This is a genomic window from Streptomyces sp. NPDC059398, from assembly GCF_042751845.1.
Lineage (GTDB): Bacteria > Actinomycetota > Actinomycetes > Streptomycetales > Streptomycetaceae > Streptomyces.
Genome location: NZ_JBHYWP010000001.1, coordinates 207,442 through 232,810, shown reverse-complemented (window position 1 = coordinate 232,810; position 25,369 = coordinate 207,442). Strand labels below are relative to the sequence as shown.

Annotated in this window: 18 protein-coding genes and 1 pseudogene; 13 read left to right on the top strand and 6 right to left on the bottom strand. The window is 69.3% G+C overall.

Going from position 1 to position 25,369, the window contains the following annotated elements:
* Positions 1-480: 480 nt before the first annotated feature.
* Positions 481-603 (bottom strand): hypothetical protein, encoded by a 123-nt coding sequence (locus tag ACFXBC_RS01045; RefSeq protein WP_385016976.1) that lies wholly within the window; start codon positions 601-603, stop codon positions 481-483.
* A gap of 484 nt (positions 604-1,087) precedes the next feature.
* Here ACFXBC_RS01045 and ACFXBC_RS01040 point away from each other — a divergent pair, with 484 nt between their 5' ends.
* Positions 1,088-1,948: a helix-turn-helix domain-containing protein gene (locus ACFXBC_RS01040; RefSeq protein ID WP_385016973.1), complete on the top strand. Its 861-nt coding sequence runs from the start codon at positions 1,088-1,090 to the stop codon at positions 1,946-1,948.
* Positions 1,945-2,157, top strand: a complete 213-nt coding sequence (locus tag ACFXBC_RS01035; RefSeq protein WP_385016970.1) for a DUF397 domain-containing protein — start codon at positions 1,945-1,947, stop codon at positions 2,155-2,157. The genes ACFXBC_RS01040 and ACFXBC_RS01035 overlap by 4 nt, the downstream gene beginning before the upstream one ends.
* Before the next feature lie 66 nt (positions 2,158-2,223).
* Here the strand turns inward: ACFXBC_RS01035 and ACFXBC_RS01030 are convergent, their stop codons facing one another.
* Entirely contained in the window at positions 2,224-3,966 is a 1,743-nt protein-coding gene (locus ACFXBC_RS01030) for a pyruvate dehydrogenase (RefSeq protein ID WP_385016968.1), read from the bottom strand.
* Between the two features lie 41 nt (positions 3,967-4,007).
* The gene (locus ACFXBC_RS01025; protein WP_385016965.1) at positions 4,008-4,376 is read right to left on the bottom strand and encodes a winged helix-turn-helix transcriptional regulator; all 369 of its coding nucleotides are present in this window, start codon (positions 4,374-4,376) and stop codon (positions 4,008-4,010) included.
* Positions 4,377-4,473: 97 nt separating this feature from the next.
* On the opposite strand from ACFXBC_RS01025, the gene ACFXBC_RS01020 reads away from it, so the two are divergent.
* On the top strand, positions 4,474-5,298 hold the full coding sequence (locus ACFXBC_RS01020) for a polysaccharide deacetylase family protein (RefSeq protein ID WP_385016962.1): 825 nt from the start codon (positions 4,474-4,476) through the stop codon (positions 5,296-5,298).
* The gene (locus ACFXBC_RS01015) at positions 5,295-6,224 is read left to right on the top strand and encodes an NmrA family NAD(P)-binding protein (RefSeq protein WP_385016959.1); all 930 of its coding nucleotides are present in this window, start codon (positions 5,295-5,297) and stop codon (positions 6,222-6,224) included. The genes ACFXBC_RS01020 and ACFXBC_RS01015 overlap by 4 nt, the downstream gene beginning before the upstream one ends.
* Positions 6,225-6,289: 65 nt before the next feature.
* On the opposite strand, the gene ACFXBC_RS01010 is transcribed toward ACFXBC_RS01015, so the two are convergent.
* The gene (locus tag ACFXBC_RS01010) at positions 6,290-7,954 is read right to left on the bottom strand and encodes a protein phosphatase 2C domain-containing protein (RefSeq protein WP_385016956.1); all 1,665 of its coding nucleotides are present in this window, start codon (positions 7,952-7,954) and stop codon (positions 6,290-6,292) included.
* Between the two features lie 265 nt (positions 7,955-8,219).
* Between ACFXBC_RS01010 and ACFXBC_RS01005 the strand changes: the two are divergent.
* From ACFXBC_RS01005 to ACFXBC_RS00990, 4 genes and pseudogenes are all read left to right on the top strand, one after another.
* Positions 8,220-9,203 (top strand): annotated as a pseudogene (locus ACFXBC_RS01005) (helix-turn-helix domain-containing protein); the annotation flags it as partial.
* Between the two features lie 357 nt (positions 9,204-9,560).
* Positions 9,561-10,043 (top strand): DUF456 domain-containing protein, encoded by a 483-nt coding sequence (locus tag ACFXBC_RS01000; RefSeq protein WP_385016953.1) that lies wholly within the window; start codon positions 9,561-9,563, stop codon positions 10,041-10,043.
* Positions 10,044-10,177: 134 nt separating this feature from the next.
* Positions 10,178-12,550: a Tat pathway signal sequence domain protein gene (locus ACFXBC_RS00995; protein WP_385016950.1), complete on the top strand. Its 2,373-nt coding sequence runs from the start codon at positions 10,178-10,180 to the stop codon at positions 12,548-12,550.
* Between the two features lie 103 nt (positions 12,551-12,653).
* Positions 12,654-13,019, top strand: coding sequence for a PPOX class F420-dependent oxidoreductase (locus ACFXBC_RS00990; protein WP_385016948.1), 366 nt, complete (start codon positions 12,654-12,656; stop codon positions 13,017-13,019).
* Between the two features lie 46 nt (positions 13,020-13,065).
* On the opposite strand, the gene ACFXBC_RS00985 is transcribed toward ACFXBC_RS00990, so the two are convergent.
* Together ACFXBC_RS00985 and rsgA are read right to left on the bottom strand one after the other, a co-directional pair.
* Entirely contained in the window at positions 13,066-14,397 is a 1,332-nt protein-coding gene (locus tag ACFXBC_RS00985) for a DNA-3-methyladenine glycosylase 2 family protein (protein WP_385017087.1), read from the bottom strand.
* A 161-nt stretch (positions 14,398-14,558) separates the two neighbouring features.
* On the bottom strand, positions 14,559-15,677 hold the full coding sequence (gene rsgA, locus ACFXBC_RS00980) for a ribosome small subunit-dependent GTPase A (RefSeq protein ID WP_385016945.1): 1,119 nt from the start codon (positions 15,675-15,677) through the stop codon (positions 14,559-14,561).
* 1,247 nt (positions 15,678-16,924) lie between these two features.
* Here rsgA and casA point away from each other — a divergent pair.
* The 5 genes from casA (at position 16,925) to cas6e (ending at position 25,366) form a co-directional block, all read left to right on the top strand.
* Positions 16,925-21,670, top strand: coding sequence for a type I-E CRISPR-associated protein Cse1/CasA (gene casA / locus ACFXBC_RS00975; protein WP_385016942.1), 4,746 nt, complete (start codon positions 16,925-16,927; stop codon positions 21,668-21,670).
* A gap of 18 nt (positions 21,671-21,688) precedes the next feature.
* A complete protein-coding gene (casB, locus tag ACFXBC_RS00970; RefSeq protein WP_385016939.1) occupies positions 21,689-22,564 on the top strand; it encodes a type I-E CRISPR-associated protein Cse2/CasB in 876 nt (291 codons plus the stop codon).
* A gap of 86 nt (positions 22,565-22,650) precedes the next feature.
* Positions 22,651-23,859 (top strand): type I-E CRISPR-associated protein Cas7/Cse4/CasC, encoded by a 1,209-nt coding sequence (gene cas7e, locus ACFXBC_RS00965; RefSeq protein ID WP_385016936.1) that lies wholly within the window; start codon positions 22,651-22,653, stop codon positions 23,857-23,859.
* Complete coding sequence (gene cas5e, locus ACFXBC_RS00960; RefSeq protein WP_385016933.1) at positions 23,856-24,650, top strand: type I-E CRISPR-associated protein Cas5/CasD; 795 nt, start codon at positions 23,856-23,858, stop codon at positions 24,648-24,650. Before cas7e ends, cas5e begins: the two co-directional genes overlap by 4 nt.
* A complete protein-coding gene (gene cas6e, locus ACFXBC_RS00955; RefSeq protein ID WP_385016930.1) occupies positions 24,650-25,366 on the top strand; it encodes a type I-E CRISPR-associated protein Cas6/Cse3/CasE in 717 nt (238 codons plus the stop codon). The genes cas5e and cas6e overlap by 1 nt, the downstream gene beginning before the upstream one ends.
* Positions 25,367-25,369: the final 3 nt, after the last annotated feature.

The window sequence follows — 25,369 nt, the reverse complement described above, 5'->3', positions numbered from 1 at the left end:
CAGGAGGAGCATCGCGACGGCTGCGGCCCAGTACACCGTGCGCCAGCCGCCCGCCCGGGCCAGGCCCCCCGCCCCGGGGCGGGCGCGGCGCGAGCCCCGTGCCCCCCCCCGCCACCCCCGGCCCCCCGCCCCCCCCCGCGGGGCGCACCCCGGCGGGGGCCCCGCGCCATCACGACCAGCGGCCTGAGCCATTCGCGCAGCAGCTGTACGAGGAGCAGGCAGAGCCGTGGTCAGCCGACCTCATCGACCCACACGGCCCTGCCGCCCGTTACCCGCGCGGCCGGCTATGTGACGAGCAGGCGCACGGGAGTCCATGAGGACGCCAAGACGGCTCAGGGATGTCCGCCCCTCTGTGGATCGGGCACGAGCACGCGGGCCACACTGACACTGCGCCGGGGCGCTCTACAGGCGTCACGGGTCGGAGTTCGGAAATCCGTGTCCGTTCCCCTGTGTCGGGGTTCACCCGATAGACACCGATGCTCAACTGCGACACACGATCGCCTTCTTCGCATTCTTGTGCGCCAGCTTCAGCACGGCCACTTCGTCGCACGTCTCACCTTGCAGGCAGCAGAAGCACACTTGCAGGTGCTCCAGCCAGGCCACGTAGGCACTCTGGACGTCATCGACGGGTACGACCACGGGATACAGCTCAGTTCTCACCATGGCCGCGCCCTGCCGGCGTGGGGGTGATCCCTGATTTCGACCGCGACGTCCGTCGCGTGCGACGGGTCGTATCCGGGGCTCAGCGGCGCCATCGAATACCGCCAGTCCTTGTACAGCGCCTCGCACACGTCGCAACCAGCTGCAGGCATCGGCGGGTCGATGAATGGCTCCGATAAATAGACCGGGTCACCCATAGATGTCTCATTTTCCACAGTCCACCGCCTCCTCGATTCTGCACGTGATCACTCAACGTGCATCGCATGGCACCGTCAGTGTGGCGTCAGGTGAGGTGTAAGTGCAACCCGCAGATCAAAAAATGAAGAATTTCATTATCGTGACGCCGCAAGGTCGACGGCTGTGGAACCCTGTAGCTACACCGCTCCATGTGGCGGCAGAATGTGAGCACTTGAGGGGGAGGACCAGCGTGAGTGAACCGACAGTCCGACGGCGTCGTCTCGGCTCAGAACTCCGACGGCTACGTGAAGAGGTTCACGGGCTGAGAGTCGAGGATGTGGTGGCGAAGTCGACCACCGGTCTCAACTCGTCCAAGATCAGCCGTATCGAGAACGCCACGGTGGGCGTGAAGGTGGCGAGCCTCGACGAACTCCTGGACCTGTACGGGGTGGACGACGTAGAACGTCGCGCGGCGCTTCACGGTCTCGCACGGGACGGTGCCCGTCGCGGGTGGTGGCAGAGCTACCGTGACGTCATTTCCCCGGCATACGCAGACCTGATCAGCCTGGAGTCGGACGCCAAGAGCATGCGGTCGTATCAGACAACGTTGATCCCTGGGCTGCTCCAGACGTCTGCATACGCTCGCGCGACCATCTCGGCCATCAACATGTCGGATACCGCAGAGCGCGTGGAGCAGCTCGTTCAGGTCCGCCAGGCTCGTCAGTCGGTGCTCACACGCCCAAATCCGCTGGAGCTGTGGGCGATCGTCCACGAGTCCGCGCTACACACTCGGCTCCCCGACAAGTCAGTGATGCGAGATCAGCTCCAGCGTCTGTTGGATCTTCAGGAGCTGCCGACTGTGACCATACAAGTACTGCCCTTGGTCGCTCCTCCACACCCTGGGATGGCGGGCGCTTTTACCGTGCTCGGCTTCCCGGAGACAGCGGACCTCGACGTCGTACACGTGGAGAGCCTGACGTCAGCGCTGTACGTGGAAGACCTCGCCGAAGTGTCCGTTTATGGAAGCGGATTCGAGCGTCTTCGCGCCAGTTCGCTACCGTTCGACGAGTCAGCCGACCTCATCGCAAGACTGAAGGACAAGATCACATGACTCACATCGGTAACGCCGCTGCTTCTGGTCTCACCTGGCGCAAGTCCTCGTACAGCGGGGGGCAGAGTGACTGCGTGGAGGTAGCCCACGGCGTCACGTCCGCGATGCCTGTCCGCGACTCCAAGAACCCCGCCGGTCCCGCCATCGTCATCCGTGGCACCGCGTGGGGCGCGTTCGTTGACGCCGTCGTGACAGACACGCTCGCCTGATCCGCGCCACGAAGGAGCCCCCGGCCGGCGAACGGTTGGGGGGCTCTGCCGTGCTGTCAGCTCCGCCTACGGCCTCGGCACGTTCCGCAGGTTGGAGCGCGCCATCTGCACCATCCGGCCCACCCCGCCGTCCAGCACGATCTTGGAGGCCGAGAGCGCGAAGCCGCTGACCATGTCGGCGCTGATCCGCGGCGGGATGGAGAGTGCGTTCGGGTCGGTGACCACGTCGACCAGGGCGGGGCCCTTGTGCTTGAAGGCGTCCGCGAGCGCCCCGGCCAGCTGTTTCGGCTTCTCGACCCGGACGCCGTAGGCTCCGGCGGCGCGCGCGATGGCCGCGAAGTCGGAGTGGTGGTGGGTGGTGCCGTACGAGGGGAGACCGCCCACCATCATCTCCAGCTCGACCATGCCGAGTGCGGAGTTGTTGAAGACGACGACCTTCACCGGCAGGTCGTACTGCACGAGGGTCAGGAAGTCGCCCATCAGCATCGAGAAGCCGCCGTCGCCCGACATCGCGACGACCTGCCGGTTCCGGTCGGTGAACTGGGCGCCGATGGCCTGCGGCAGGGCGTTCGCCATCGAGCCGTGGCTGAACGAACCGATCACCCGGCGGCGGCCGTTGGGGGTGAGATAGCGGGCCGCCCAGACATTGTTCATCCCGGTGTCCACCGTGAACACGGCATCGCCGTCGGCCACGTCGTCCAGCACCGACGCGACGTACTCGGGGTGGATCGGCGTGTGCTTCTCGACCTTGCGCGTGTACGCCTTGACGACTCCTTCGAGGGCGTCGGCGTGCTTCTTCAGCATCTTGTCGAGGAACTTGCGGCTGGTCTTCGCCTTCACCCGCGGTGTCAGGGCCAGCAGCGTCTCGCGCACATCGCCCCAGACGGCGAGGTCCAGTTTGGTGCGGCGGCCGAGGTGCTCGGGGCGGATGTCGACCTGGGCGATCTTCACATCATCGGGCAGGAAGGCGTTGTACGGGAAGTCGGTGCCGAGCAGGAGCAGCAGATCGCACTCGTGGGTGGCCTCGTAGGCGGCTCCGTAGCCGAGGAGCCCGCTCATGCCGACGTCGTACGGGTTGTCGTACTGGATCCACTCCTTGCCCCGCAGCGCGTGGCCCACCGGGGACTTGACCCGCTCGGCGAACTCCATCACCTCGGCGTGCGCGCCCGCCGTACCGCTGCCGCAGAAGAGCGTCACACGGTCGGCCTCGTCGATCAGCCGCGCCAGCTTCTCGATTTCCGCCTCGCCGGGGCGCACCGTGGGGCGCGAGGTGACCAGTGCGGACTCGCCGGTCCGGTCCGGGGCCGTGGCGCCCGCGATGTCACCGGGGAGGGTGACCACGCTGACGCCGCTCTGGCCGATCGCGTGCTGGATGGCCGTCTGGAGCAGCCGGGGCATCTGCTGCGGGCTGGAGATCATCTCGCTGTAGTGACTGCACTCCTGGAACAGCCGGTCGGGGTGGGTCTCCTGGAAGTACCCGAGGCCGATCTCGCCGGAGGGGATGTGGGAGGCGAGGGCGAGGACCGGTGCCATGGAGCGGTGGGCGTCGAACAGACCGTTGATCAGATGCAGATTCCCCGGCCCGCAGGAACCGGCGCAGGCCGCGAGCTTCCCGGTGACCTGTGCCTCGGCGCCCGCCGCGAAGGCGGCGGTCTCCTCGTGCCTGACCTGGACCCAGTCGAGGGCCGGGTTGCGCCGGATGGCGTCAACGACGGGGTTCAGGCTGTCGCCGACGACCCCGTACAGACGCTCCACGCCCGCGCGGACGAGGATGTCGACGAACTGCTCCGCAACGTTCTGTTTGGCCATGCCTCCATCAACCCATGGGCGCCGCGGTCGCGCCTGCGCTGTTAGGCCTTTTCATGAGCCCGGGACTCCCGCGCCTCCTGGAATTCCAGCACGGACACACCGTGCGCGTAGGCCCACTCGGTCAGCACGGCGATCGGCTCGACCAGCGTCCGGCCCAGGCCGGTCAGCGTGTACTCGGCCTTCCCGCCCCCGGCGTGGCGGTCGACCAGGCCGTACCCCTGCAACCGCCGCAGCGTCTGGGTCAGCACCTTCCGCGAGATCCCGCCGATCCGGTCGACCAGTTCGCCGTGCCTGCACGGTTCCCGGCTCAACGCGAACAGCACGACCACGGCCCACTTGTCGGCGATGATCTCGATCGCCAGCCGGGCCGGGCAGTCGGCGAGAAGGATGCTGCCGGGGTACTCACGCACGCTCCGACGATAGCCCGCTGCCAGGAACCCGGAGGTACCTGGCGCCTCACTAGCGTTGCCGTCACGAGCTACCGAAGCCACCGACAAGGAGAAACGGATGACGGCAGAGATCGGCTGGCCGGGTGGGCGTAAGGTCGCCGCGCTGGTCACCGTCGCGCTTGAGCTGTGGTCGCCCGGCCACTGGCCCGTCTATGCGCCGATGGCGGCGGCGTGGCCGCTGCCCGGTGTCGACGACCCCCATAGCACGTCCTGGGTGGAGTACGGCGTCACCACCGGCATCCGGCGCCTCCTCGATGTTCTCGGTGACCTGCCCGCCACCGTCGGCGTCAACGGCCTCGTCGCCGAGCGGAATCCCGGCACCGTGGCGGCCGTGCACAACGCGGGACACGAGATCGCCGCGCACTCCTGGGCTCAGGACGTCGTGCCCGCGCTGCTGGACGTCGAAGCCGAGCGGGAGAACATCCGTCGCTGCACCGAGCTCATCGGACAGGTCACCGGCGTCCGTCCGACGGGGTGGATCAGCCCGCGCGCCACCGGTTCGCAGCACACCCCCGCCCTGCTCACCCAGGCCGGCTACCGCTGGACCGGCGACCACGGCGACCATGACCTCCCCCAGCTCCTGGCCACCGCCCATGGCCCCCTGGTCTCCCTCATGCACAGCGACCACTCCGACGTACGAAGCGTCGCGGCAGGCCCGCATGCCTACCGCGACCTGCACCTGGAGCTGCTGGACCAACTGCTCGCCGCCCCCGGCCCAGGCCTCTTCCACCTCACCGTCCATGCCCACGTCGGTGGCCGGCCGCCCCTCGCGGGCATGGTCGCCCAGATCCTCGACCGCGTCCGCGCGTCCGGAGACATCTGGACCGCCACTCACGCGCAGGTGGCCGAGCACGTCCTCACACACCAGGGCAGGGAGTCATGACCCACATTCTCGTCGTCGGGGGCACCGGGGCGATGGGCCGGCATGTGATCCCCCACCTGCTCGCCACCACCGACGCCACCATCACCGTACCCACCCGCGACCCGGAGTCCGCCCATGCCGCCGAACTCGCCGCCACCGCACCGGACCGGGTGAGACTGGTCCGCTCCGACCCGGCCGCTGTCGGCGCTCTGGCCGAGAGGGCCGACCGCGTGTTCGCCAACACCGACTTCTTCGCGACGGGCAGCGCTGTGGGTGAGTACCGGCACGGCCTGGGCCTGCTGGCCGCCGCCCGGACGGCGGGCGTTGAGCGTTTCATCTGGTCCTCGTTGGACAGCGCGGTGTCCCTGACCGGCCACCCTGTCCCGCACTTCGACAGCAAGGCCGCCGTGACCGCCCACATCGACCTGATGCGGTCGGAGGAGATGCTGCGTCAGGAGACCGACGGCTGGTACACGAACCATGTGTCGGTACTGACCACGGCGCCGTACTTCGAGAACCTGCGATACCGCCTCACCCCCCGGCCGGACGGCCGGGGAGGCCTGACCTTCGCGCTCCCCCTCGGCGCCGCCCGCTACCCGCTCATCGCCCTGGACGACATCGCATGGTTCACCTGCCACATGTTCGACAACTGGCAGTCCTGGGGCGCCCGCGACCTCGCGGTGATCGGCGACAGCCTCACCGGCGACGAGATCGCAGCCACCTTCGCGCGGGTCACGGGTGTCCCCAGCACCTACACCCCGATGCCGTACGACGATCTGCGCGCTGCCGTGCCCGACTTCGGCCACGACTACGTAGCGATGTTCCAGTTCTTCGGCGCCCGGGACCTCTACACCCGCGACCGTGATGTTCCCCTCCTGCGCCGTCTGCACCCCGGTTTGATGACCTTCGAGGACTGGCTGCGCCGCACCGGATGGACGGGTTGCTGACCGCCGGGCCTTGTCCGTCCTGGCTCTCGGCGGTCCCATGCGCCCCAGGACGCGTACGGCCGTGATCAACCCCCAATCTCCCAGACCGCTGCGGCGGTGCGGTCGTCGGCGTAGCCCTTGACTCGGACCTGGGTATCGGCCAGGAACTCGGCGAGACCCGGCGGTTCGGCCGGCGACCAGCGCGTGGCCAGCTCGTCGGAGAGTGCGGGCTCTCCCCGCAGCGGCTCGGCGAGACCCGCGCTGCACAGCAACAGCGTGTCTCCCGGCCTGGCTACCGACGCACGGAAACGGAAGGGCTTGGCGGGCGGCGGCTGCGGGGCGGCGCCCGGCGCGGGGAGCGGCGCCGCCGTCCCGAGGCCGGTGGCGAGCCGGTCGCCGGACGGCCCGTAAGGCATCGAGCCGTAGCCGACCACGGCCTCCCCCGCGGTCTCGGTCGGGCCGGACACGGGGGGCTCCATGTCCTGCCAGGCGCCGTCGCGGAGGCGGAAGAGACCGCCGTCCCCGATCCCGAAGAAGACCCGGGTGCGGCATTCCGGGTCTCCGGAGAGCAGCAGGCAGCGCAGGGACGCCGTGTACGCGTGGGGTTCGACGCCCAGTTCGGCGGCGCGGGCCCGGAGTCTGCCGAAGCCGCGATCGGTGAGCCGGTGCAGCCCGGACTTGAGGTCGCCCCTGCGGCCCGCCCTGATGTCCTCGGAGAGCCGCGGTCTGCTGCGTCCGACAGCGCCGCCGATCCAGCGGCAGGCGTCGGCCGCGGCGAGGTGCGCGAGGTCCGACGCCCGGACGCCGCTGGCCACCGCGACCAGCAGAAGCGCGCTCTCGCCGCTGCCGAAACGTGCGGTGAGCAGGGCGTCCTTGCGGGGCTCGCCCCGGTACCGCGCGGAGTCCCCGCGGACGGAGGTGGCGCGCACGGTGTAGGAGGCGTAGCGGGCGCCGTCGAGCACGGTGTCGGCGACGAGCTCGTCGAGGGCGTCGGGATGCGCGTCCGGCAGGGCGGTCGGCTCGGCGTCGTAAGTGGGCGGCCCGTCACCCACATGGGTGCGGGCGGGACGCGGGACGTTGGTGAGGGGGGCGGCCGGCTCCTGCGCGGTGGCCGGACTCTTTCGATCCGAGGCCGGAGGCTCCGGCGGCCGGACGGGAGGCTCGTAGACCGGATGGGGCGGTTCGGTGGCCGGAGGCCCGTACACCGGAGTGCGCGGCTCCACGGCCGGAGGCTCGTACGCGGGGCGGGGCGCGTCGCTGTTCCGCCCCCGCTGGAAGGGGAACGTACGGGAGGGCAGTGCACCCTCCACGGGCGGCTCCCATGGCGCCCGTTCCCTCGGTTCGGCCGTCGGCCACGGGGCGGGATCCGGTGCCGGGCCCCGAGCGGACGCCCGAGTCGACGCGGGCCGGGGAGTCGCACCCGGCGTGGAGGTGACAGCCGGCTCGGGCTCGGGCGCAAGCACCGGGCCCGGTGGCGGCGCCACTGCCGGTGGCGGTGGCGGTGGCGGAGGCGGTGGCGGCGGCGGCGGCGGCGGTTCTGGTGGCAACTCCGTTTCCGCGCCCGGTGGTTCCCGCCGCCCGGCGCCCGGAGCGCCGCCCGTCACGGCGACGCCGACCGTCCCCGCCGCGGAGTCGAAGCGGTCGTCCAGAGTGTCGCCCTTGTCGGCGGCCGTCCGGTCCTCTGCGGCCTCGTCGTACAGCCGGCTCCACCAGTCGTCGGCGGTGGCGGGCTGCTCCCCCTGCTGACTCATGCCCCTATTGTCCATCGATGGGGTGGTCCCGGTACAGGGTGCGCGGAATTGCCCGTTGGGCCGCACCGCCCCCCACGGGGGTGCGGCCCAACGGAGTTGCGGAGGACCCGCTGCACACCGCCCGATCCGGTCAACGGGGGCTGGCCGTGGGCCGGGTTCTCTTACATCAGTTCGATCACCCTGGCAGAAGACGGAGTTGAACGGCGATGATGTGCCGCGGCGGAAACCCGCCGTGACTCAAAACCGCCACCGGATCGGGGTTCCCTTGCTCGGCGTCATAGGTCTGGACGACCTCCAGGAGTCGGCGTACCGCTCACTCGTCGCGCTGGGGGCGGCCGATGTCCCCGACCTCGCCCATCGGCTCCAGCTCTCCGAGGCCGATACGGAACGCGCCCTGCGCCGTCTCGAACGGCACGGTCTGGCCGCCCAGTCGTCGGGCAGGACGGGACGGTGGGTGGCCGCGCCGCCGGGGGTCGCGCTGGGTGCGCTGCTCACCCAGCACCGCCACGAGCTGGAACAGGCCGAGCTGGCAGCCGCGTTGCTGGTCGAGGAGTTCAGGGCGGAGGCCAGGGAGCCCGCGGTGCTCGACCTGGTGGAGGTGGTCACCGGGGCGAACGCGGTGTCCCAGCGCTTCCTGCAGTTGCAGCTGGGCGCGGCCGACGAGGTCTGCGCGCTGGTGACCGGCGGCAATCCGATCGCGGTGTCCGGCGTTGACAACGATGCCGAGGAGCGGGCGGCGACCCGTGGAGTCTCCTACCGGGTGGTGCTGGAGCGGGTCGTACTTGAGGAGCCGGGCGGGATAGCCGCGCTGGCCGAGGCGCTGGGCCGCAAGGAGCAGGTACGGGTCGTCGACCGGGTACCGACCAAGCTGGTCATCTCGGACCGGAGTCTGGCGATGGTGCCGCTGACCGGCCGTGGCGCACAGCCTTCCGCGCTGGTCGTCCACGAGAGCGGCCTCCTTGAATCACTGCGGGGCCTGTTCGATGCGGTATGGCGGGAGGCGCTGCCGCTGCGGCTGGGCGCCGGTGGAGAGGTCACCGAGGTCGGTGAGCCGGCCCCCGACGCCACGGATCTGCAGATCCTCTCGCTGCTGCTCGCCGGGATGACGGACGCGAGCGTCGCCAAGCAGCTGGAGCTGGGGCTGCGCACGGTACAGCGGCGGGTGAAGGGGCTGATGGAGCTGACCGGGGTCACCACTCGGCTGCAGCTCGGCTGGCACGCGTACGAGAAGGGGTGGGTCGCCAGGACCCCGCACCGGAACACACAGGAGCGCGGAAAGCAGGAGCGCGGAACGCAGGACCGGAACACACAGGAACGCGGCAAGGCGCAGGAGCCCGGCACCCAGGACGGGAACAGAGAGGGCAGGAACAGAGAGGACAGGAACGCGCCCGGCCGGAACACGACGCCGGGCGGCACCGCCGACGGGAGCAGCTGACCGGCACCGAGAGCGGCTGCCCGGCGCCAAGGAGCGGCTGCCCGGCGCCAAGGCGGCCACGCCCGGCGCACCAGCCGGGGCGACCGCGCCGGTTGCGCGAGCCGGGGCGACCGGTGGACCAGGGGCCGACGCCGTGCTGCGGGAGACGGGCACTTCCTGCACGCTGGGCAGATGAGTCTGTGGCAGCTCGTCGCGGTGGGCCTGGTGATGCTGCTCGGTCTCGTGGGGGTGCTGGTTCCCGGTGTGCCGGGTCCCGCGATCGTGTGGGCCGCCGTCGCATGGTGGGCGCTGACCGACACCACCGGCCTGGCCTGGGGCATCCTGGCGGGCGCGACGGCTCTGCTGCTGCTGAACCAGGCCCTGCGTCCCCTGCTGCCGACCCGCCGCCCCCGCGAGTCGGGTGCACCGCGCCGAACGGTCTATACCGGTGGGGCCGCCGGCATCGTGGGCTTCTTCATCGTGCCCGTACTCGGCGGAGTCGCCGGTTTCATCGGAGGGATCTACACGGCGGAGCGAGTGCGGCTCGGCAGTCACCGGGCGGGCTGGGCATCCACCCGTACGGTCATGCGGGCCATCGGTACGGCGGTTCTCGTCGAGCTCATGGCCTGCCTGAGCGTCATCGGGGCCTGGCTCGGCGCCCTCATCCAGGGCTGACCGCGCCGCGCCCAGCAACCCAGGCCAATACATGGGATCTCTCCCGACTCATTGACGCACCCCAGCGCCGTGTCTACCTTTCTCCACGGGATAGCTCGGATGAATTCTTGGGTGACGAGCCGCCGGGAGGCGTCATGGCCGCTGTACCTGAACCACCGAACGCAGCTGAACCACCAAAACGGCGCACCGTTCTCGCCACCGGCACAGCCATCGGCGGCGCCCTGCTCACCGGGGGCCTGGCCGCGGTTCCCGCGCAGGCCGCTCCCGACGGCGCCACAGCGGTGTCGCCACGGCCCGCGCCGATAGCCGTGCAGTCGTCGGACGACAGCTGGAAGGCGATTCTCGACGACGCCGACCTCGTCTGGCAGAAGATGCCGCAGACCTGGTACGAGGGCCCGTACCTCGGCAACGGCTATCTCGGTTCGGGCATCTACGCCGAGCCCGGCCGGAACGCGGTCCGCTTCAACGTCCAGCACTCCGAGGTCACCGACCACCGCCCCGAGTTCGGTTCGCTCTTCGGCCTCGCCCGGCTGCCCATCGGTTACTTCACACTGGAACCGGTCGGCACCATCACCGCACTCGACTGGCGGCTGGGGCTGCGCGACGCGGAGCTGACCGGCACGCTCACCACCGACCGCGGCACCCTCACCCTGCGCGCCCTGGTGCACAACTCCCTCTCCGTGCTCGCCGTCGAGATCACTCCGAGCGAGGGCGAGAAGGAGTTCCGCTGGGTCTTCCACCCGGCCGATTCGATCAGTCCGCGCGCCGCGTCGAAGCCGCTCCCCGACGGCTACACGGCGAACCCGCCCGCCGTGACCGAGCAGCACAGCGGGGTGACGGCCGCCGTGCAGCCGCTTCTCGCGGGCGGCCAGCATGTGACCGCGTGGCAGGAGCGCACCCACGGCTCCCGGCGCACGCTGTACGCCACCGTCGCGCACTCCCACCCGAAGAACACCGCCCGCGACCGGGCCGTCCGGCTGATCCGCAACGTGGCACCGGTTCCCCTCGGCGTACACGCGCTCGCCCACCGCGACTGGTGGCACCGCTACTACCGCAAGAGCTTCCTCTCGGTGCCGGACGCCCGCATCCAGCGCTTCTACTGGATCCAGCTCTACAAGGCAGCATCCGCCGCCCGCGCGGATGCCCCCGTGATGGCCACATCGGGACCCTGGCTGGAGCCGACCCCCTGGCCCAACACCTGGTGGAATCTCAACGTCCAGCTGGAGTACTGGCTGATCCACGGCTCGAACCACCTGGAACTCGACGCGGTGACAAGGGCGTTGGGAGAATTCCGGGAGAACCTGTCGAACCAGCTGGCGGCGCCGTACCGCAAGGACTCGGCGGGCATCCCGCGCACCACCGACCCCCAGCTGGTCAACGGCGCGGCCGTCGCCAACGGCGGTTACGGCGTGGGCATCCCCGGCGAGGACCCGCCGACGCCCGAGGTCGGCAACCTCACCTGGGCGCTGCACAACGTCTGGCTGAGCTACCGCCACACCATGGACGAGCGGATCCTGCGCGACACGCTCTTCCCGCTGCTGCGCAAGGCCGTCAACTACTACCTGCACTTCCTGACTCCGGGCAAGGACGGCAGGCTGCATCTGCCGGCCACCTTCTCCCCCGAGTACGGGGTCGACGCCCCGGACACCAACTACGACCTGATGCTGCTGCGCTGGGGCTGCCGCACCCTGGTCGAATCGGCCGCCACCCTCCGTATCAAGGACCCGCTGAAGGAGCGCTGGCAGGAGGTGCTGGCCAAGCTGGTGCCCTACCCGGTCGACGAGAACGGCTTCATGATCGGCGCGGGTGTCCCCTTCGCCATGTCCCACCGCCACTACTCGCATCTCCTCGCGGTCTACCCGCTGTACGAGCTGACCGGCCGCACCCCGGACGAGCGTGCGCTGATCGAGAAGTCGCTGGCGCACTGGGTCGGCTTCGAAGGGGCGCTCCAGGGCTATACGTTCACCGGGGCCGCCTCGATGTCCGCGCTGCTCGGCAAGGGCGAGGACGCGCTGAAGTACCTCGGTGAGCTGATGGCCCGCTTCATCCAGGCCAACACCATGTACAAGGAGTCCGGCCCGGTCATCGAGACGCCGCTGTCCGCGGCGCAGTCGCTGCACGACATGCTCTGCCAGTCCTGGGGCGGTGTGATCAGGGTCTTCCCCGCGGTCCCGGCGGCCTGGCGCGATCTCGTACTCCACGACTTCCGTACCCAGGGGGCCTTCCTGCTCAGTGCGGTACGGGAGAAGGGGGTGACCCGCTGGGTCAGGGTGACCAGTGAGGCGGGCGCCCCGTGTGCCGTGCGCCATGGGATCACGGGGCCCGTCGACGTACGCGACGGTCACGGGCGCGGGCTGCGGTACGAGGAAGCGGGTGACGGCACGGTCACCATCGCGCTGCGCAGGGGTGAGTCCGCGCTCATCACCGCCACCGGCGACCGCCCGGATCTGACGGTACGACCGGTCGCCCCCAACGAACCGGCCGCCCGCTGGGGACTGCCCGGGTGAGACGGCGGCCGGGCCCGGTCCGCCCTGCCGCCGATCCGGTGGCAGCGCGGCCGGGGCCGTGCCGATCGTGCGGGGACGGGACCGCGCACGGGATGCTGGGGGCATGAGCGAATTCACCGACGCAGAACGCGCGTACCTCGCCACCCAGCGCCTGGGACGGCTGGCCACGGTCGACCCCAGGGGCCAGCCGCAGGCCAACCCGGTCGGCTTCTTCCCCCAGCAGGACGGCACGATCCTGATCGGCGGTTATGCCCTCGGCACGACCAAGAAGTGGCGGAACCTGCAGGCCAATCCGAAGGTCGCCCTCGTCGTGGACGATGTGGTGAGCGTGCAGCCGTGGACGGTGCGCGGGGTGGACATCAGAGGTGAGGCGGAGCTGCTGACCGGGCCGCACGACCTGGGCCCGCACTTCAGCGACGAGCTGATCCGTATCCACCCGGCGAAGATCCACAGCTGGGGCCTCGACTGATCCCGGCGCGGCAGGCGCTCCCCCGGTGGACGGCGGACCCGGGCGCTCACGCCTGATCGAGCCAGATGTGCCGCAGGGCGTACGAACGCCAGGGCCGCCAGAGCTCCGCGCCGGGCTCACCGGCGGGCGCCACATCGGGGTCCCCCAGCGCCCGCATCCGGATCAGCCCGGCCGCCCGCGGGGTCATGCCGGGCAGCTCCAGAAGGGCCTGCTCGGCCTCGTCGCGGTCGGCTCCCGGGTCCAGCCGTACGCCGGACACGGCCCCCAGTGACGGCTCGTCGGCCAGCAGTTCGGCCGGCGCGGGGAAGAGGTGGGTGAGCCCGCCGCTGGGCCGGTCGAGCGCTGTGCCGTAGCGCTCGACCAGCCACTGCGACTTCTCCCGCCCGGCCAGCGCCCGTACCGCGAACTCCTCGGGCTCCGCGGTACCGGGCGAGCGCAGCCCGGGGCGGCGGGCGACCAGCGGGGCGAGCCGCGGGTCGGCGGAGAGGCGTTCGTCGATGGCGTACGGGTCCGCGTCCAGGTCGAAGAGGCGGCGCAGCCGCTGCACGGCGGTGGTCAGGTCGCGCAGGTCGGTCAGGTGGATACGGGCGTCGAGCCAGCGCCCCGCCGCCTTCTCGCCGACGGCGGCGACACCGGTGCCGTACGGCAGCCGCAGGGTGCGCCGGTAGGTGCGGGAGCCCGGCTTGCCGAGCACCTCCTCGATCCGTGGGATCGCCTCCCGCGCCAGCAGGTCGAAGACCTCCCGTGCCGCGTAGGGGCCGCGGTGGGCGAGGCGCAGCGGGATACCGGCGTCGGTTCCGGCGGTGGCCCCGGACACGGATGCGGCGGCCTCGGCCCGCAGCTCGCTCGGGGTGCGGGCGTAGATCTGCCGGATGGTGTCGTTGAACTGGCGCACGCTCGCGAAACCGGAGGCGAAGGCGATCTCCGTGATGGGCAGCCCGGTGGTCTGGAGCAGGACCCGCGCGGTGTGCGAGCGCTGGGCGCGGGCCAGCGCCACCGGGCCCGCGCCGACCTCGGCGGTCAGCTGGCGCTGGACCTGCCGGGTGCTGTAACCGAGCCGTACCGCGAGCCCCGGCACACCCTCGCGGTCGACCACCCCGTCGCTGATCATGCGCATGGCACGGCCGACGACATCGGCGCGGACGTTCCAGGCGGCCGATCCGGGTACGGCGTCGGGCCGGCAGCGGCGGCAGGCGCGGAACCCGCCGCCCTGGGCCGCCGCCGCTGTCGGGTAGAAACAGACGTTCCGGCGTTTCGGGGTCACCGCGGGACAGCTGGGCCGGCAGTAGATCCCGGTGGTGCGTACGGCGAAGAAGAACTCGCCGTCGAACCGCATGTCGCGGCTGCTCACCGCCTCGTACCTGGTCTCTTCATCCATCACGCGGACCAGTGTGCCTCCGCCTCCGGCCCCGGGCTGGCGGAAAACGGACACCACGCCCGGGGCCGGTAGACAATCGGTTCAGCGCTTGCGGAGTCCAGGACCTGCGTGGCTCAAGCCTTGCGGGGCTCAAGCCTTGCGGGGCTCAAGCCTTGCGGAGTTCAGGGCTTACGGACCTTGCCGCGCTTGGCCTCCATGTTGGCCCGGCCCTCCGCGCCCTTCATCTTCCAGTCCCGCCGGATCTCCGCGCGCATCCGGGCGTCGGTCCTCGCGAGGATGCGCTGGTTCTCCCGGAGCAGCTTGCGGTAGCTCTCCAGGCGCCGGACCGGCAGCGAGCCGTCATCGATGGCGGCGAGCACCGCGCAGCCCGGCTCCGTGGCATGGGCGCAGTCGTGGAAACGGCACTCCTGGGCCAGTGTGTCGATCTCGCTGAAGACCTGGCCGACCCCGCTCGACGCGTCCCAGAGCCCGACACCGCGCAGCCCCGGGGTGTCGATGAGGACACCGCCACCGGGCAGGACGAGCAGATTGCGGGTGGTGGTGGTGTGCCGACCCTTGCCGTCCGTACTGCGGGTGGCCTGCACCTCCATCACATCGGCTCCGGCCAGTGCGTTGGCCAGGGTCGACTTGCCCGCCCCGGACGCGCCGAGCAGCACGCTCGTCCCCTCGGAGACCACTGCGGCCAGGACCTCCACGCCCTCACCGGTGGCGGAGCTGAGGGGCAGCACCTGCGCCCCGGGGGCGGTGGTCTCGACGTCCTCGACGAGATACGAGAGCCCCGTGGGGTCCGGTACGAGGTCGGCCTTGGTGAGGACGACCAGTGGGGTCGCACCCGACTCCCACGCCAGGGCGAGAAACCGCTCGATCCGGCCCAGGTCGAGCTCCACGGCGAGCGAGACGGCGATGATCGCGTGATCGACATTGGCGGCGAGGATCTGCCCCTCGGACCGCTGGGACGATGTCGACCGTACGAAGGCAGTCCGGCGCGGCAGCAGGGCCCGTACGAACCGCGGGTCACCGGCAGGGTCGACCGCCGCCCAGTCACCCGTGCACACGACCCGCATCGGATCGCGCGGCACGACGTACTCGGTATCGGCCCGCACCGGACCGGCTGCGGTCACGACATCGCACTGCCCGCGATCGACACGTACGACCCGGCAGGGCAGCAGCCCCTGAGCCGCATAGGGGGCGAACTCGGCCTCCCAGCCCGCGTCCCAGCCGTAGCGGGCGAGGGGGTGCGCGAAAGCGGAGGAAGCCTGGGAGAGAGAAGAGAAAGACAAGGGGAACCCTTCACAGGGGTGGCCCCGGCACCGCGCGCACTGGCACGGAGAGAGAAAGAGGGATCAGCCGGAGACCACGGAGGTGGAATGGATGAGCTTCCGGGTGCGGACAGCACCCACCTTGACGGCAGCCATCGGTCACACCTCCTGCCTCGATTGAGCCGATCCCGGCAGCGGTTGGCTGCCGGGGGAACGCTGCACACGATAGCGACGGGCCGCGGGGGGGCGCCAGCGGATTTATCCCACGGCGTCCGGTCATTGCCACCAGAGGCCTACCGGCGCAGTTCCCACGCCCAGTGGTGAAAGCTGGACGAAGAGGATCAGGGAGAGCCCCCCACCTTCGGCGGGCAGAAGCTGCGGCCGAAGCGGACTGAGTCCCATGCCTGGACCAGGTGTGCGTCTGAACACTTGGTCCAGGCGTGGGACTGATCACGGGCCGCCAGAACAACTACGATCGTGTTTCGAGAAGTTGGCTCTGCACGCAGCCTCCTCACGATCCGTGGGGGTGCCCCCTAAGGGATGATTAGCAGTGCCTAATCCTCGCGTCTGCGGGGTTGGATCAGAGGGTCGGACGGCTTCTGTGCACTTCAGAATCGTCGAACTAAGGAAGTGATGAGTAGAATTCATCCGACATCAACGGGAGTTGATGCGTTCGGCAGACACACAGCCTCGCCAAGTGTCAGCATGGCCACAGGCAGGTACACGCCCCGGTGCGCTGGCCGTCGCCGCCTTGCCGAACGCAAGGCGGCCGGGCCAACTCCTCGTAGCAGCGAGGGAGCCGGACCCGGCCTGTCTCCATAGCCCGAGAGCAGAGCCGAAGGAGTCGCTGTCCATGTTATCGCCGTTACCCGTGCCCGAGCCTCCTGAGCCGTGGCAACCGCTCAACGTTACGCCAGAAGCTGCGCTGTTCGCCCTGCTCGCGGGCGGTCCATCGACCGCGACGCCAGTCTCACCGTGGCTCTGGAATACCGCAGCTGTCGCGCTTCTCTGGGCCTACGTGGGGCGGCCGATCTGGCGCAACCGTCAATGGCCCCATAGGCGCAGGTCGTAGCCGAAAAACTCAGTCGCCCAAGGGGTCGGGTCCGATGGCCGCTCCGGTCATGGGACCCGAGTCGGGGATCCGATCCCGTGCTGGACCCACGGGCGGCCCTGTCACGGATAGGTGGCTGCTATCAGCCTGACTGCGGGTCCATACGGTTTCCGAGAGATCGGTGACGGGAGAGCACTCTGTCATGTCGCATGAGCCCATGGACGAAGATTCCCCGCCCCCACCTGCCTTCGCGTCGCTGTCGGCCGCAGCGCGTAGTGCCTGGGCGAAGCACGATCGGCAGACGGAGGGGTGGTTGCCGTTGTGGCGGCACATGGCCGACAGCGGCGCAGTGGCCGGGAGACTGTGGGACGAGTGGGTACCCGACAGCATCAAGGCTCTGGCGGCGGAGGTGCTTCCCGAAGGGGAAGTGGACGCGCGGCGGTTGGTTGTCTTCCTCGCCGCCGCACATGACACCGGCAAGGCGAGCCCTGCCTTCGCCTGCCAGGTGGAGCCGCTCGCCGACCGTATGCGCGACCAGGGGTTGGCGATGTCGACACTGGCGGAGCACGGCACCGACCGGCGGTTGGCCCCCCATGGGACGGTGGGCCAACTACTGCTTCAGGAATGGATGTCGGAGCGGTTCGGGATGACTCCCCGCTCTTCCGGGCAGTTCGCTGTTGTGGCCGGTGGACATCACGGGACGCCTCCGGAGCATCAGCAGATCCATGATCTTCAGCTCCACCCATCGCTACTGCGCCATCCCGGCGTCAGTGAATCCGTGTGGCGCCGTGTGCAGTACGAGTTGATGGACGCCTGCGGTCAACTGGCCGACGTCACAGACCGGTTCGTGGACTGGCAATCGGTGCGCCTGCCACAACCAGTGCAGGTGCTGTTGACCGCTGTCGTCATCCTGTCGGATTGGCTGGCGAGTTCGGCCGAGCTGTTCCCGTACGATTCTGCCTCCTGGCAGCCTCTCGGACCGGTGGGAGAGGCACGGCGGCTGCGGGCTGCCTGGGAAGGCCTGGACTTGCCGGGCCCATGGCGGGCATCGGAGCCCGATCAGGCTGCGGACACACTGTTCGCCGATCGGTTCGCCCTCCCCGAGGGGGCGGAGATCCGCCCGGTCCAGGCCGAGGCCGTGCGGATGGCCCGCCTCATGCCTGCGGCCGGGCTTCTGATCATCGAAGCGCCCATGGGCGAGGGCAAGACCGAGGCCGCTTTCGCTGCGGCGGAGATCCTGGCGGCCCGGAGTGGCGCGGGCGGCTGTCTCGTCGCGCTTCCCAGTCGCGCGACCGCCGACGCCATGTTCCCTCGCATGCTGGATTGGCTGTCGCATCTGCCCGCCGACGGCCCCAGGTCGGTCGTCCTGTCGCATGCGAAGTCGGCGCTCAACGATGTATGGGCGGGCATGATGAAGAAGGGGCACCGGACGATCTCGGCTGTCGAAGCGGACCGGTCCGACCGGGTCGGCAGCGTGTCGCGGATCCGAGCGGAACCTGCCGGGTTGCATGCCCATCAGTGGCTACGGGGACGGAAGAAGTCCCTTCTCGCGTCTTTCGCGGTAGGGACCATCGACCAGGTGCTGTTTGCGGGGCTCAAGAGCCGACACCTGGCTCTGCGCCACCTGGCGGTGGCGGGCAAAGTCGTCATCATCGATGAAGTGCACGCGTACGACGCGTATATGAGCCGGTACCTAGACCGGGTTCTGGAATGGTTGGCCGCGTATCGGGTGCCGGTTGTCATGCTTTCGGCGACATTATCAGCAGACCGCAGGCGGGCTCTGGCGTCCGCCTACGCCGGTGTTGACAGCGTGCAGGAGACATTGACCCCCGAATCCGTCGGCGAACGGTACCCGTTGGTCACTGCTGTGGCGCCGGGTGCACCGGTCCATATCGCGCAGCCGGCCGCGTCGGGGCGTCGTACCGATGTGTCCTTGGAGCGGCTGGACGACGATCTCTCCCTCCTGGCTGACCGATTGGCCAGGGAACTCGCGGGCGGCGGTTGCGCGTTGGTCGTGCGAAACACTGTCGATCGGGTGCTTGAGGCAGCCGGAGTACTGCGCGAGCGCTTCGGAGCCGATGCCGTCACCGTCGCACACTCGCGCTTCCTGGCGGCTGACCGTGCCCACAAGGACAGTCTGCTCCGGGCGTTGTTCGGCCCCGGCGGCGATCGCCCCAGGGGCAAGCACATCGTTGTGGCCAGCCAGGTGATCGAACAGTCCCTCGACGTGGACTTCGACCTGCTGGTCACCGATCTGGCCCCGGTGGATCTGCTGCTCCAGCGCATGGGGCGGCTGCACCGTCATCCGCGACGGCGACCCTCGCGGCTGGCGGGCGCGCGGTGTCTGGTGACCGGAGTTGCCGACTGGGGGGCGGATCCCCCTGTGCCGGTGGATGGCTCTGTCGCTGTCTACCAAGGTCAGCACCTGCTGTGGCGGGCGCTCGCGGTGTTGAAGCCGCATCTGGAGGGCGCTCCGCTCGCACTCCCCGATGACATCAGCCCACTGGTTCAGTCGGCCTACGGAACGAACGAGATCGGTCCGCCCGCATGGGCCGGGGACATGAGGGCAGCGCGTGAGAAGCACCTGAGGCTGCTCGACCGGAAGCAGGAAAGCGCGGAGGCGTTCCTGCTCGCTCCGGTGCGCCGGGCCGGCCGTCCGGTATACGGGTGGCTGGAGGCCAATGCCGGGGACGCCGACGACAGCAGTACGGGACGCGCGCAAGTACGGGACAGCGAAGAGACGTTGGAAGTGCTTGTTGTGCAGCGCCGACGAGACGGAGTCCTGACCACGGTGCCCTGGCTGGGCCAGGACCGCGGCGGCCTGGAGCTGCCGACGGACTTCCCGCCGGGCAAGCGGGCCGCAGAGGCCGTCGCTGCGAGCGCGCTCACACTCCCGAGGAGGTTCTCGCTCCCGCACAAGGCCGACCAGACCATTGGCGAGCTGGAGAAATTCCTGGTCGAAGCCTGGCAGGTCAAGGAATGCCCCTGGCTGGCGGGTGAGTTGCTGCTCGTCCTGGACGAGGATTGTCAGACCCGTCTGGCAGGCTTCGATCTCGTCTACAGCGACGCCGACGGGCTGCGTGTCTCACCAGTCGGGGCGGCTGTTCCCGACGCTGTGGAGCGCGGGGCCGAAGCGGAGGAGGACGGCAGCGATGAGCCAGCCACGGACGAGCGAATCGGCGGTGCCCCGGCCCCCCTGGAACCTGTTACCGACCCCCGCGAAGCAGGAGAGGACCAGCCAGGGCAGGAGCGTGTCGTGACCGCAGAACCCGCTGCCCTTTCGGCTTCGACCACCTTCGATCTGCTCACACGTCCTTGGCTGCCGGTGCAGCGTCTCGACGGGCGGATGGCTGAGCTGTCCCTGGAGGAAGTCTTCTCCCAGGCCGGTGACCTGAGGCGGCTGGTGGGTGATCTGCCCACCCAGGAGCTGGCCCTGCTCCGCCTGATATTGGCGATCCTGCATGACGCGCTCGACGGCCCGGCCGAACTGGAGGACTGGTCGAAGCTGTGGCAGTCGAAGGACCCTTTCGCCGGCGTTGCCGACTATCTGACCGCCCACCGGGACCGATTCGACCTGCTGCATACGGAGACGCCGTTCTTTCAAGTGGCGACCCTGAGTACGGCGAAAGGCGAGATCGCTCCGCTGAACCGGATCGTCGCTGACGTTCCCAATGGGGAGCCGTTCTTCACGATGCGCCGCCCCGCCGTGGAGCGGCTGTCCTGCGCAGAGGCCGCGCGGTGGCTGGTTCACACACATGCGTACGACTCGTCCGGTATCAAATCCGCGATGGTCGGCGACGAGGGCCGGGCCAAAGCCGGGAAGGTCTACCCGCTGGGTGTGGGCTCCGCAGGCCAGTTGGGCGGGGTGTTCGCCGAGGGGTCGACCCTGCGCGAAACCCTGCTGCTGAATCTGATCCCCTACGACGAGGGCATCATCGACGCCCCTGGCGCTCCCGGCGACGACCTCCCCGCTTGGCGGCGCCCGCCGTGCGGTCCCGGGGCAACCGCGGACGCCCCCGCCGTCCGCCGGCCCAGTGGCCTGTGCGATCTCTACACCTGGCAGTCGCGGCGCATGCGTCTGCACGTCGAGAACGGTTGGGTGACCGGGGTTGTCCTGGGATACGGAGACCCCCTCACCCCGTACGCGCCCTGGAAGCTGGAGCCCATGACGGGGTGGCGTCGCAGCCCGGCTCAGGAGAAGAAGCAGGGCCGCCAACTGGTCTACATGCCGCGGCAGCACGACCCGAACCGTGCCTCCTGGAGGGGTATGGCCAGTCTTCTGCCCGCTCGTCGGTCGGCGAGTGATGACTCGGGAAGGGGCACACCCGCCTCCTTGCCCTGCGGTGTCGTCCGGTGGCTGGCCCTGCTGGCCACCGAAGGGGAGCTCGATCCGCTCGCCCTCCTTCGGGTCAGGCTCGTGGGAACCGTGTACGGCACGCAGCAGTCGGTCGTGGACGAGATCGTGGACGACGCCGTGGCACTACCGGTGGTCCTGCTGCACGAGGAAAATCCGGCATACGGCGTGGTGGCCATCGACGCCGTCAAGGACGCGGACGAGGCAGTCACCGCGCTGGGCCACCTCGCGGGGAATCTCGCGCGGGCCGCCGGTTCCAGCCCGACAGCGGCATCGGACGCTGCCCGCGATCTCGGGTTCGGCGAACTCGACGGCCCCTACCGGCGGTGGCTGGCGGAGCTGGCACAGCATTCCCGGCCCGAATCGGCGCGAAGGCAATGGCAGGCGACAGTGCGCCGACACATCGTCCGACTCAGCCGAAGCCTGCTCGACTCCGCGGGGCCGGCAGCCTCCGAAGGAAGGATCGTCGACATCCCCGGGAGCGGAAAGCGCTGGGTCAACGACGCCAGTGCCGAGCTGTGGTTCCGACTGCGGCTGAAAAGAGTACTGCCGAGTCCTCACCTTCCCGGGCCAACTCCACCAGTAGGCAACGGCCCTGCCCCTCAATAGCCAACCAGGAGGCCCCGCATGACCACTCAACCCGCCGCGCGGGCCGAAACCGGCGGAGGCGCGAACTCCGGCCCGGACACCGGACACCGGACGCCCCCGAGCATCCCGCTCCGTGCCACGGTCCGTTGTATCAACCGGCTACAGAATCCGTACCGCAGGAACAGTGCCGCAGCCGTAGCAACACTGGCACGCCTGCGACGCGGCGTCGGCCGCCCGCCGCACGACTCTCCCGACACCTGGGGCATCGACGGTCTGGAGGAACTCGCCCAAGTACGCGAAGAGTCCGGGACAACAGAACACGATGACACGGCCCTGAAGTTCTTCTCTGCCGACGAACGTCTCAGAGGCGAGCGCCGCGAACTCGCGGAGGAGAGCGCGGTCCACCTCGCGGTAACGCTGTGGGCTCTGCACCAACAGTCCGTACGGGAAGCCGACATGCACGCCTACGGCTGGAGTCTGGGACGTGCGGTCCGGCGCCTGGCGAGGGGCGAGTCCGGAACGGAACCCGCGGCGAAGGGGGGAGACCCTTCGTCCGACGAAGGCGAGCCCAGCACGCGCGGGGACGAGGACCTCAGCGAGACGCTTCGCAAGCGGTTCATCCGAATCGGTACCTCCAACTCCTTCGACGCCCTCAGCGTCCGGCTGCGCGAACTCGTACTGCTCCTGAGGGCCTCCAGAATCCCCGTCGACTACGGACGGCTCGCTCAGCAGCTGTACGCGTGGCAGGACGAAAGCCTGAGACCCGGTATCCGCCGCGCCTGGGGCCGCGAATTCCATCTGTCCTACGAATCTTCCTCACGCCCGGCCGAGACAGCCGCCGGCGAGAGTTCAGCCCCCGGCGCCGACGAGGACCACGAAGTGAACCTGTTGGGCGAGTACGGCCTCAGCGACTGAACCAGGCCCCCTCGCCCCATCCCCTCCCCTATCCGTCATCCATACCGCCCACGGCTCTCCGCCCAGCACAAGAACGGAATACCCCGGTGACGCGAACCATCCTCGACATTCACATCCTGCAGTCCGTCCCTCCGAGCAATCTGAACCGCGACGACACAGGTACACCCAAATCGGCGGTGTACGGAGGGGTGCGGCGTGCCCGCGTATCCAGTCAGGCGTGGAAGAGGGCCACCCGTAAGACATTCAACGAGTTGCTGCCGGCCTCCGAGCTGGGGGTGCGGACCAGAAAGGTCGCCGAGGCGGTGGCCGAGCGGATCAAGGGGCTGGACAGCTCGCTGGCCCCCGAGGTGGCGTGGGGATTGGCCGCCGAGACGGTGCGGACCGCCACAGGGGCGAAAATCGATGCCCGCGTCCGTAAGTCGTCGAAGAATGACCCGGCGGACGCCGATGCCAAGGCCGAAGCACCGGAATCCGGCTATCTGATCTTCCTCAGCAAGCGTCAGCTCGACGCGCTGGCTGCCTTGGCCATCGAGGGCAGTTCGGGCGGTGACGCAAAAAAACTGAAGGAGTACCTGAAGAAGAACAAGGCAAAGGCCGTGGGTGCGGTCGATACCCGGCACTCCGTGGACATCGCCCTCTTCGGCCGGATGGTGGCCGACTCCACCGACCTCAATGTTGACGCAGCCACTCAGGTCGCCCACGCCCTCAGCATTCACAAGTCCGAAATCGAATCGGACTACTACACCGCTGTCGACGACAAGAACACCGCCGCTGAGACCGGCGCCGGAATGATCGGTTCCATCGACTTCAACTCGGCCACGCTCTACCGTTACGCCGCCGTGGACGTCGACGAACTGCACGCGAACCTCGGCGTCGGCCTGCAAGAGGACGAGGCCCCCACCACACCGACTCAGAAAGCGGTGGGCGCCTTCCTGGAAGGCTTCATCACCTCACTGCCCAGCGGGAAGATCAACACCTTCGGTAACCACACACTGCCTGCCGCCGTCATCGTCAAGCTCCGCACCCGCCGACCGGTCAGCTTCGTCGGAGCCTTCGAGGAACCGGTACGTCAGGGTGAGGAGGGCGGCTTCCTCCGCGAAGGCTGCAAGCGTCTCGCGGCCTACGTTCCGGATCTGGAGAAGCAGTACGGCATCTCGGACACGGAGCCGAGCTGGGTTGTCCGCGTCGGTGAAGCGACCAAGAGCCTTGAATGCCTCGGCACAGCAGTAACGCTCGCCGAACTGGTGAAGGATGTGGAGAACACCGTAGCGAACCGGCTGGTGACGGGGGTATGAGTGTCCTGCTGCTCCGGCTCGTCGGCCCCCTCCAGTCCTGGGGTGCTGCGGCTCGCTTCGCCCGCCGCAGCACCGAGAACGCACCCACGAAGAGCGGAGTCGTCGGCCTTCTCGCAGCCGCCCTCGGCCGTACCCGGGAGTCCGACGTCTCCGATCTCGCTGCGCTGCGTTTCGGCGTACGCATCGATCAACCGGGCTCCCGCCTAAGAGACTTCCAAACCGCCCACCACGCAGACTCAGGCAGGGCCATGCCGCTGTCCGAGCGCTTCTATCTCTCTGACGCAGCGTTCGTCGCCGGTGTAGAAGGTGAAGCCGCACTGCTCCAGGAGTTGCACGACGCGCTGCTCACCCCGCGCTTCCTGCCCTATCTCGGGCGCCGCTCCTGCCCGCCGTCCCGGCCCATCACCATGGGACCGCCGCTGGACACCTCCCTCCCCGAGGCCCTCCGCGGCGCCGAATGGCAGGCATCCCCTTGGTACATACGGCAACTTGAGCGATCGACCAGGAGCACCCCCCGGACCGAGGTGCCGGAGACACTGGATCTGCTGCTGGACTGCCCGGCGGGCGAAACCCCCGACATGTCGCTGCGGGACTCCCCGGTCAGTTTCGACCAACGCCACCGCCGGTACGAACTACGCGGCATCCGGAGCGAACAGGCACCCCGGCCGCTCGGGACCACGACACCGCCGCACGACCCCACGTGGGGGCTCACACCCCTGCCTCATTCCCGCACGGCCACCGACTCTGCGAGGACGACACAGTCCCCCGACGCACCTTCTAGGACCATCTGATGTACCTGACCCGCTTTCCCGTCAACACTGGTCGCTCCGGGGGCCGTCGACTGATCGGTTCGCCGCATCTCATGCACGGCGCCGTGAACATGGCGTTCCCCGACCTGCCCCCGCGGGACGGTGGTGGGCCCAGAGTCCTGTGGCGGATCGACCGTGATCAGCAGGCCAAGGCGCAGCTGTTCATCGTGAGTCCCAGGCGACCCGACCTGACCCATCTGGTGGAGCAGGCCGGCTGGCCGACCCTCGACGAACCGGGATGGACGACGTACGCGTACGAAGAATTCCTCAATGCTCTCGCTGCGGGCGACACGTGGGGCTTCCGCCTCACCGCGAACCCGGTCCACAATGTCCGCAATGCCTCGGACAAACCGGGCACAGACACCAAACGCGCCGCCCATCGCACACCCCGCCACCAACTGGCCTGGCTTCTGGCCCGCCAGGAGCAGTCCGGCTTCGAGATCGTACGGAAAGCCGCCGACCGCCGGCTCACGGAGTACGGCGACGAGCACGAAGTGATCGTGCACAACCAGGTGCCGCTCCAGTTCCACCGCCCGCCCGCCAAGCGGCCGGCGCAGGATGTACGGATCACCCGAGTCACCTTCGACGGACGGCTGAGGGTCACCGACCCCGCCGTCTTCCGCAACACCCTCACTCACGGTCTGGGAAAAGCGAAGGCCTACGGCTGCGGGCTGATGACGCTCGCCCCGGTGAAGTGACCG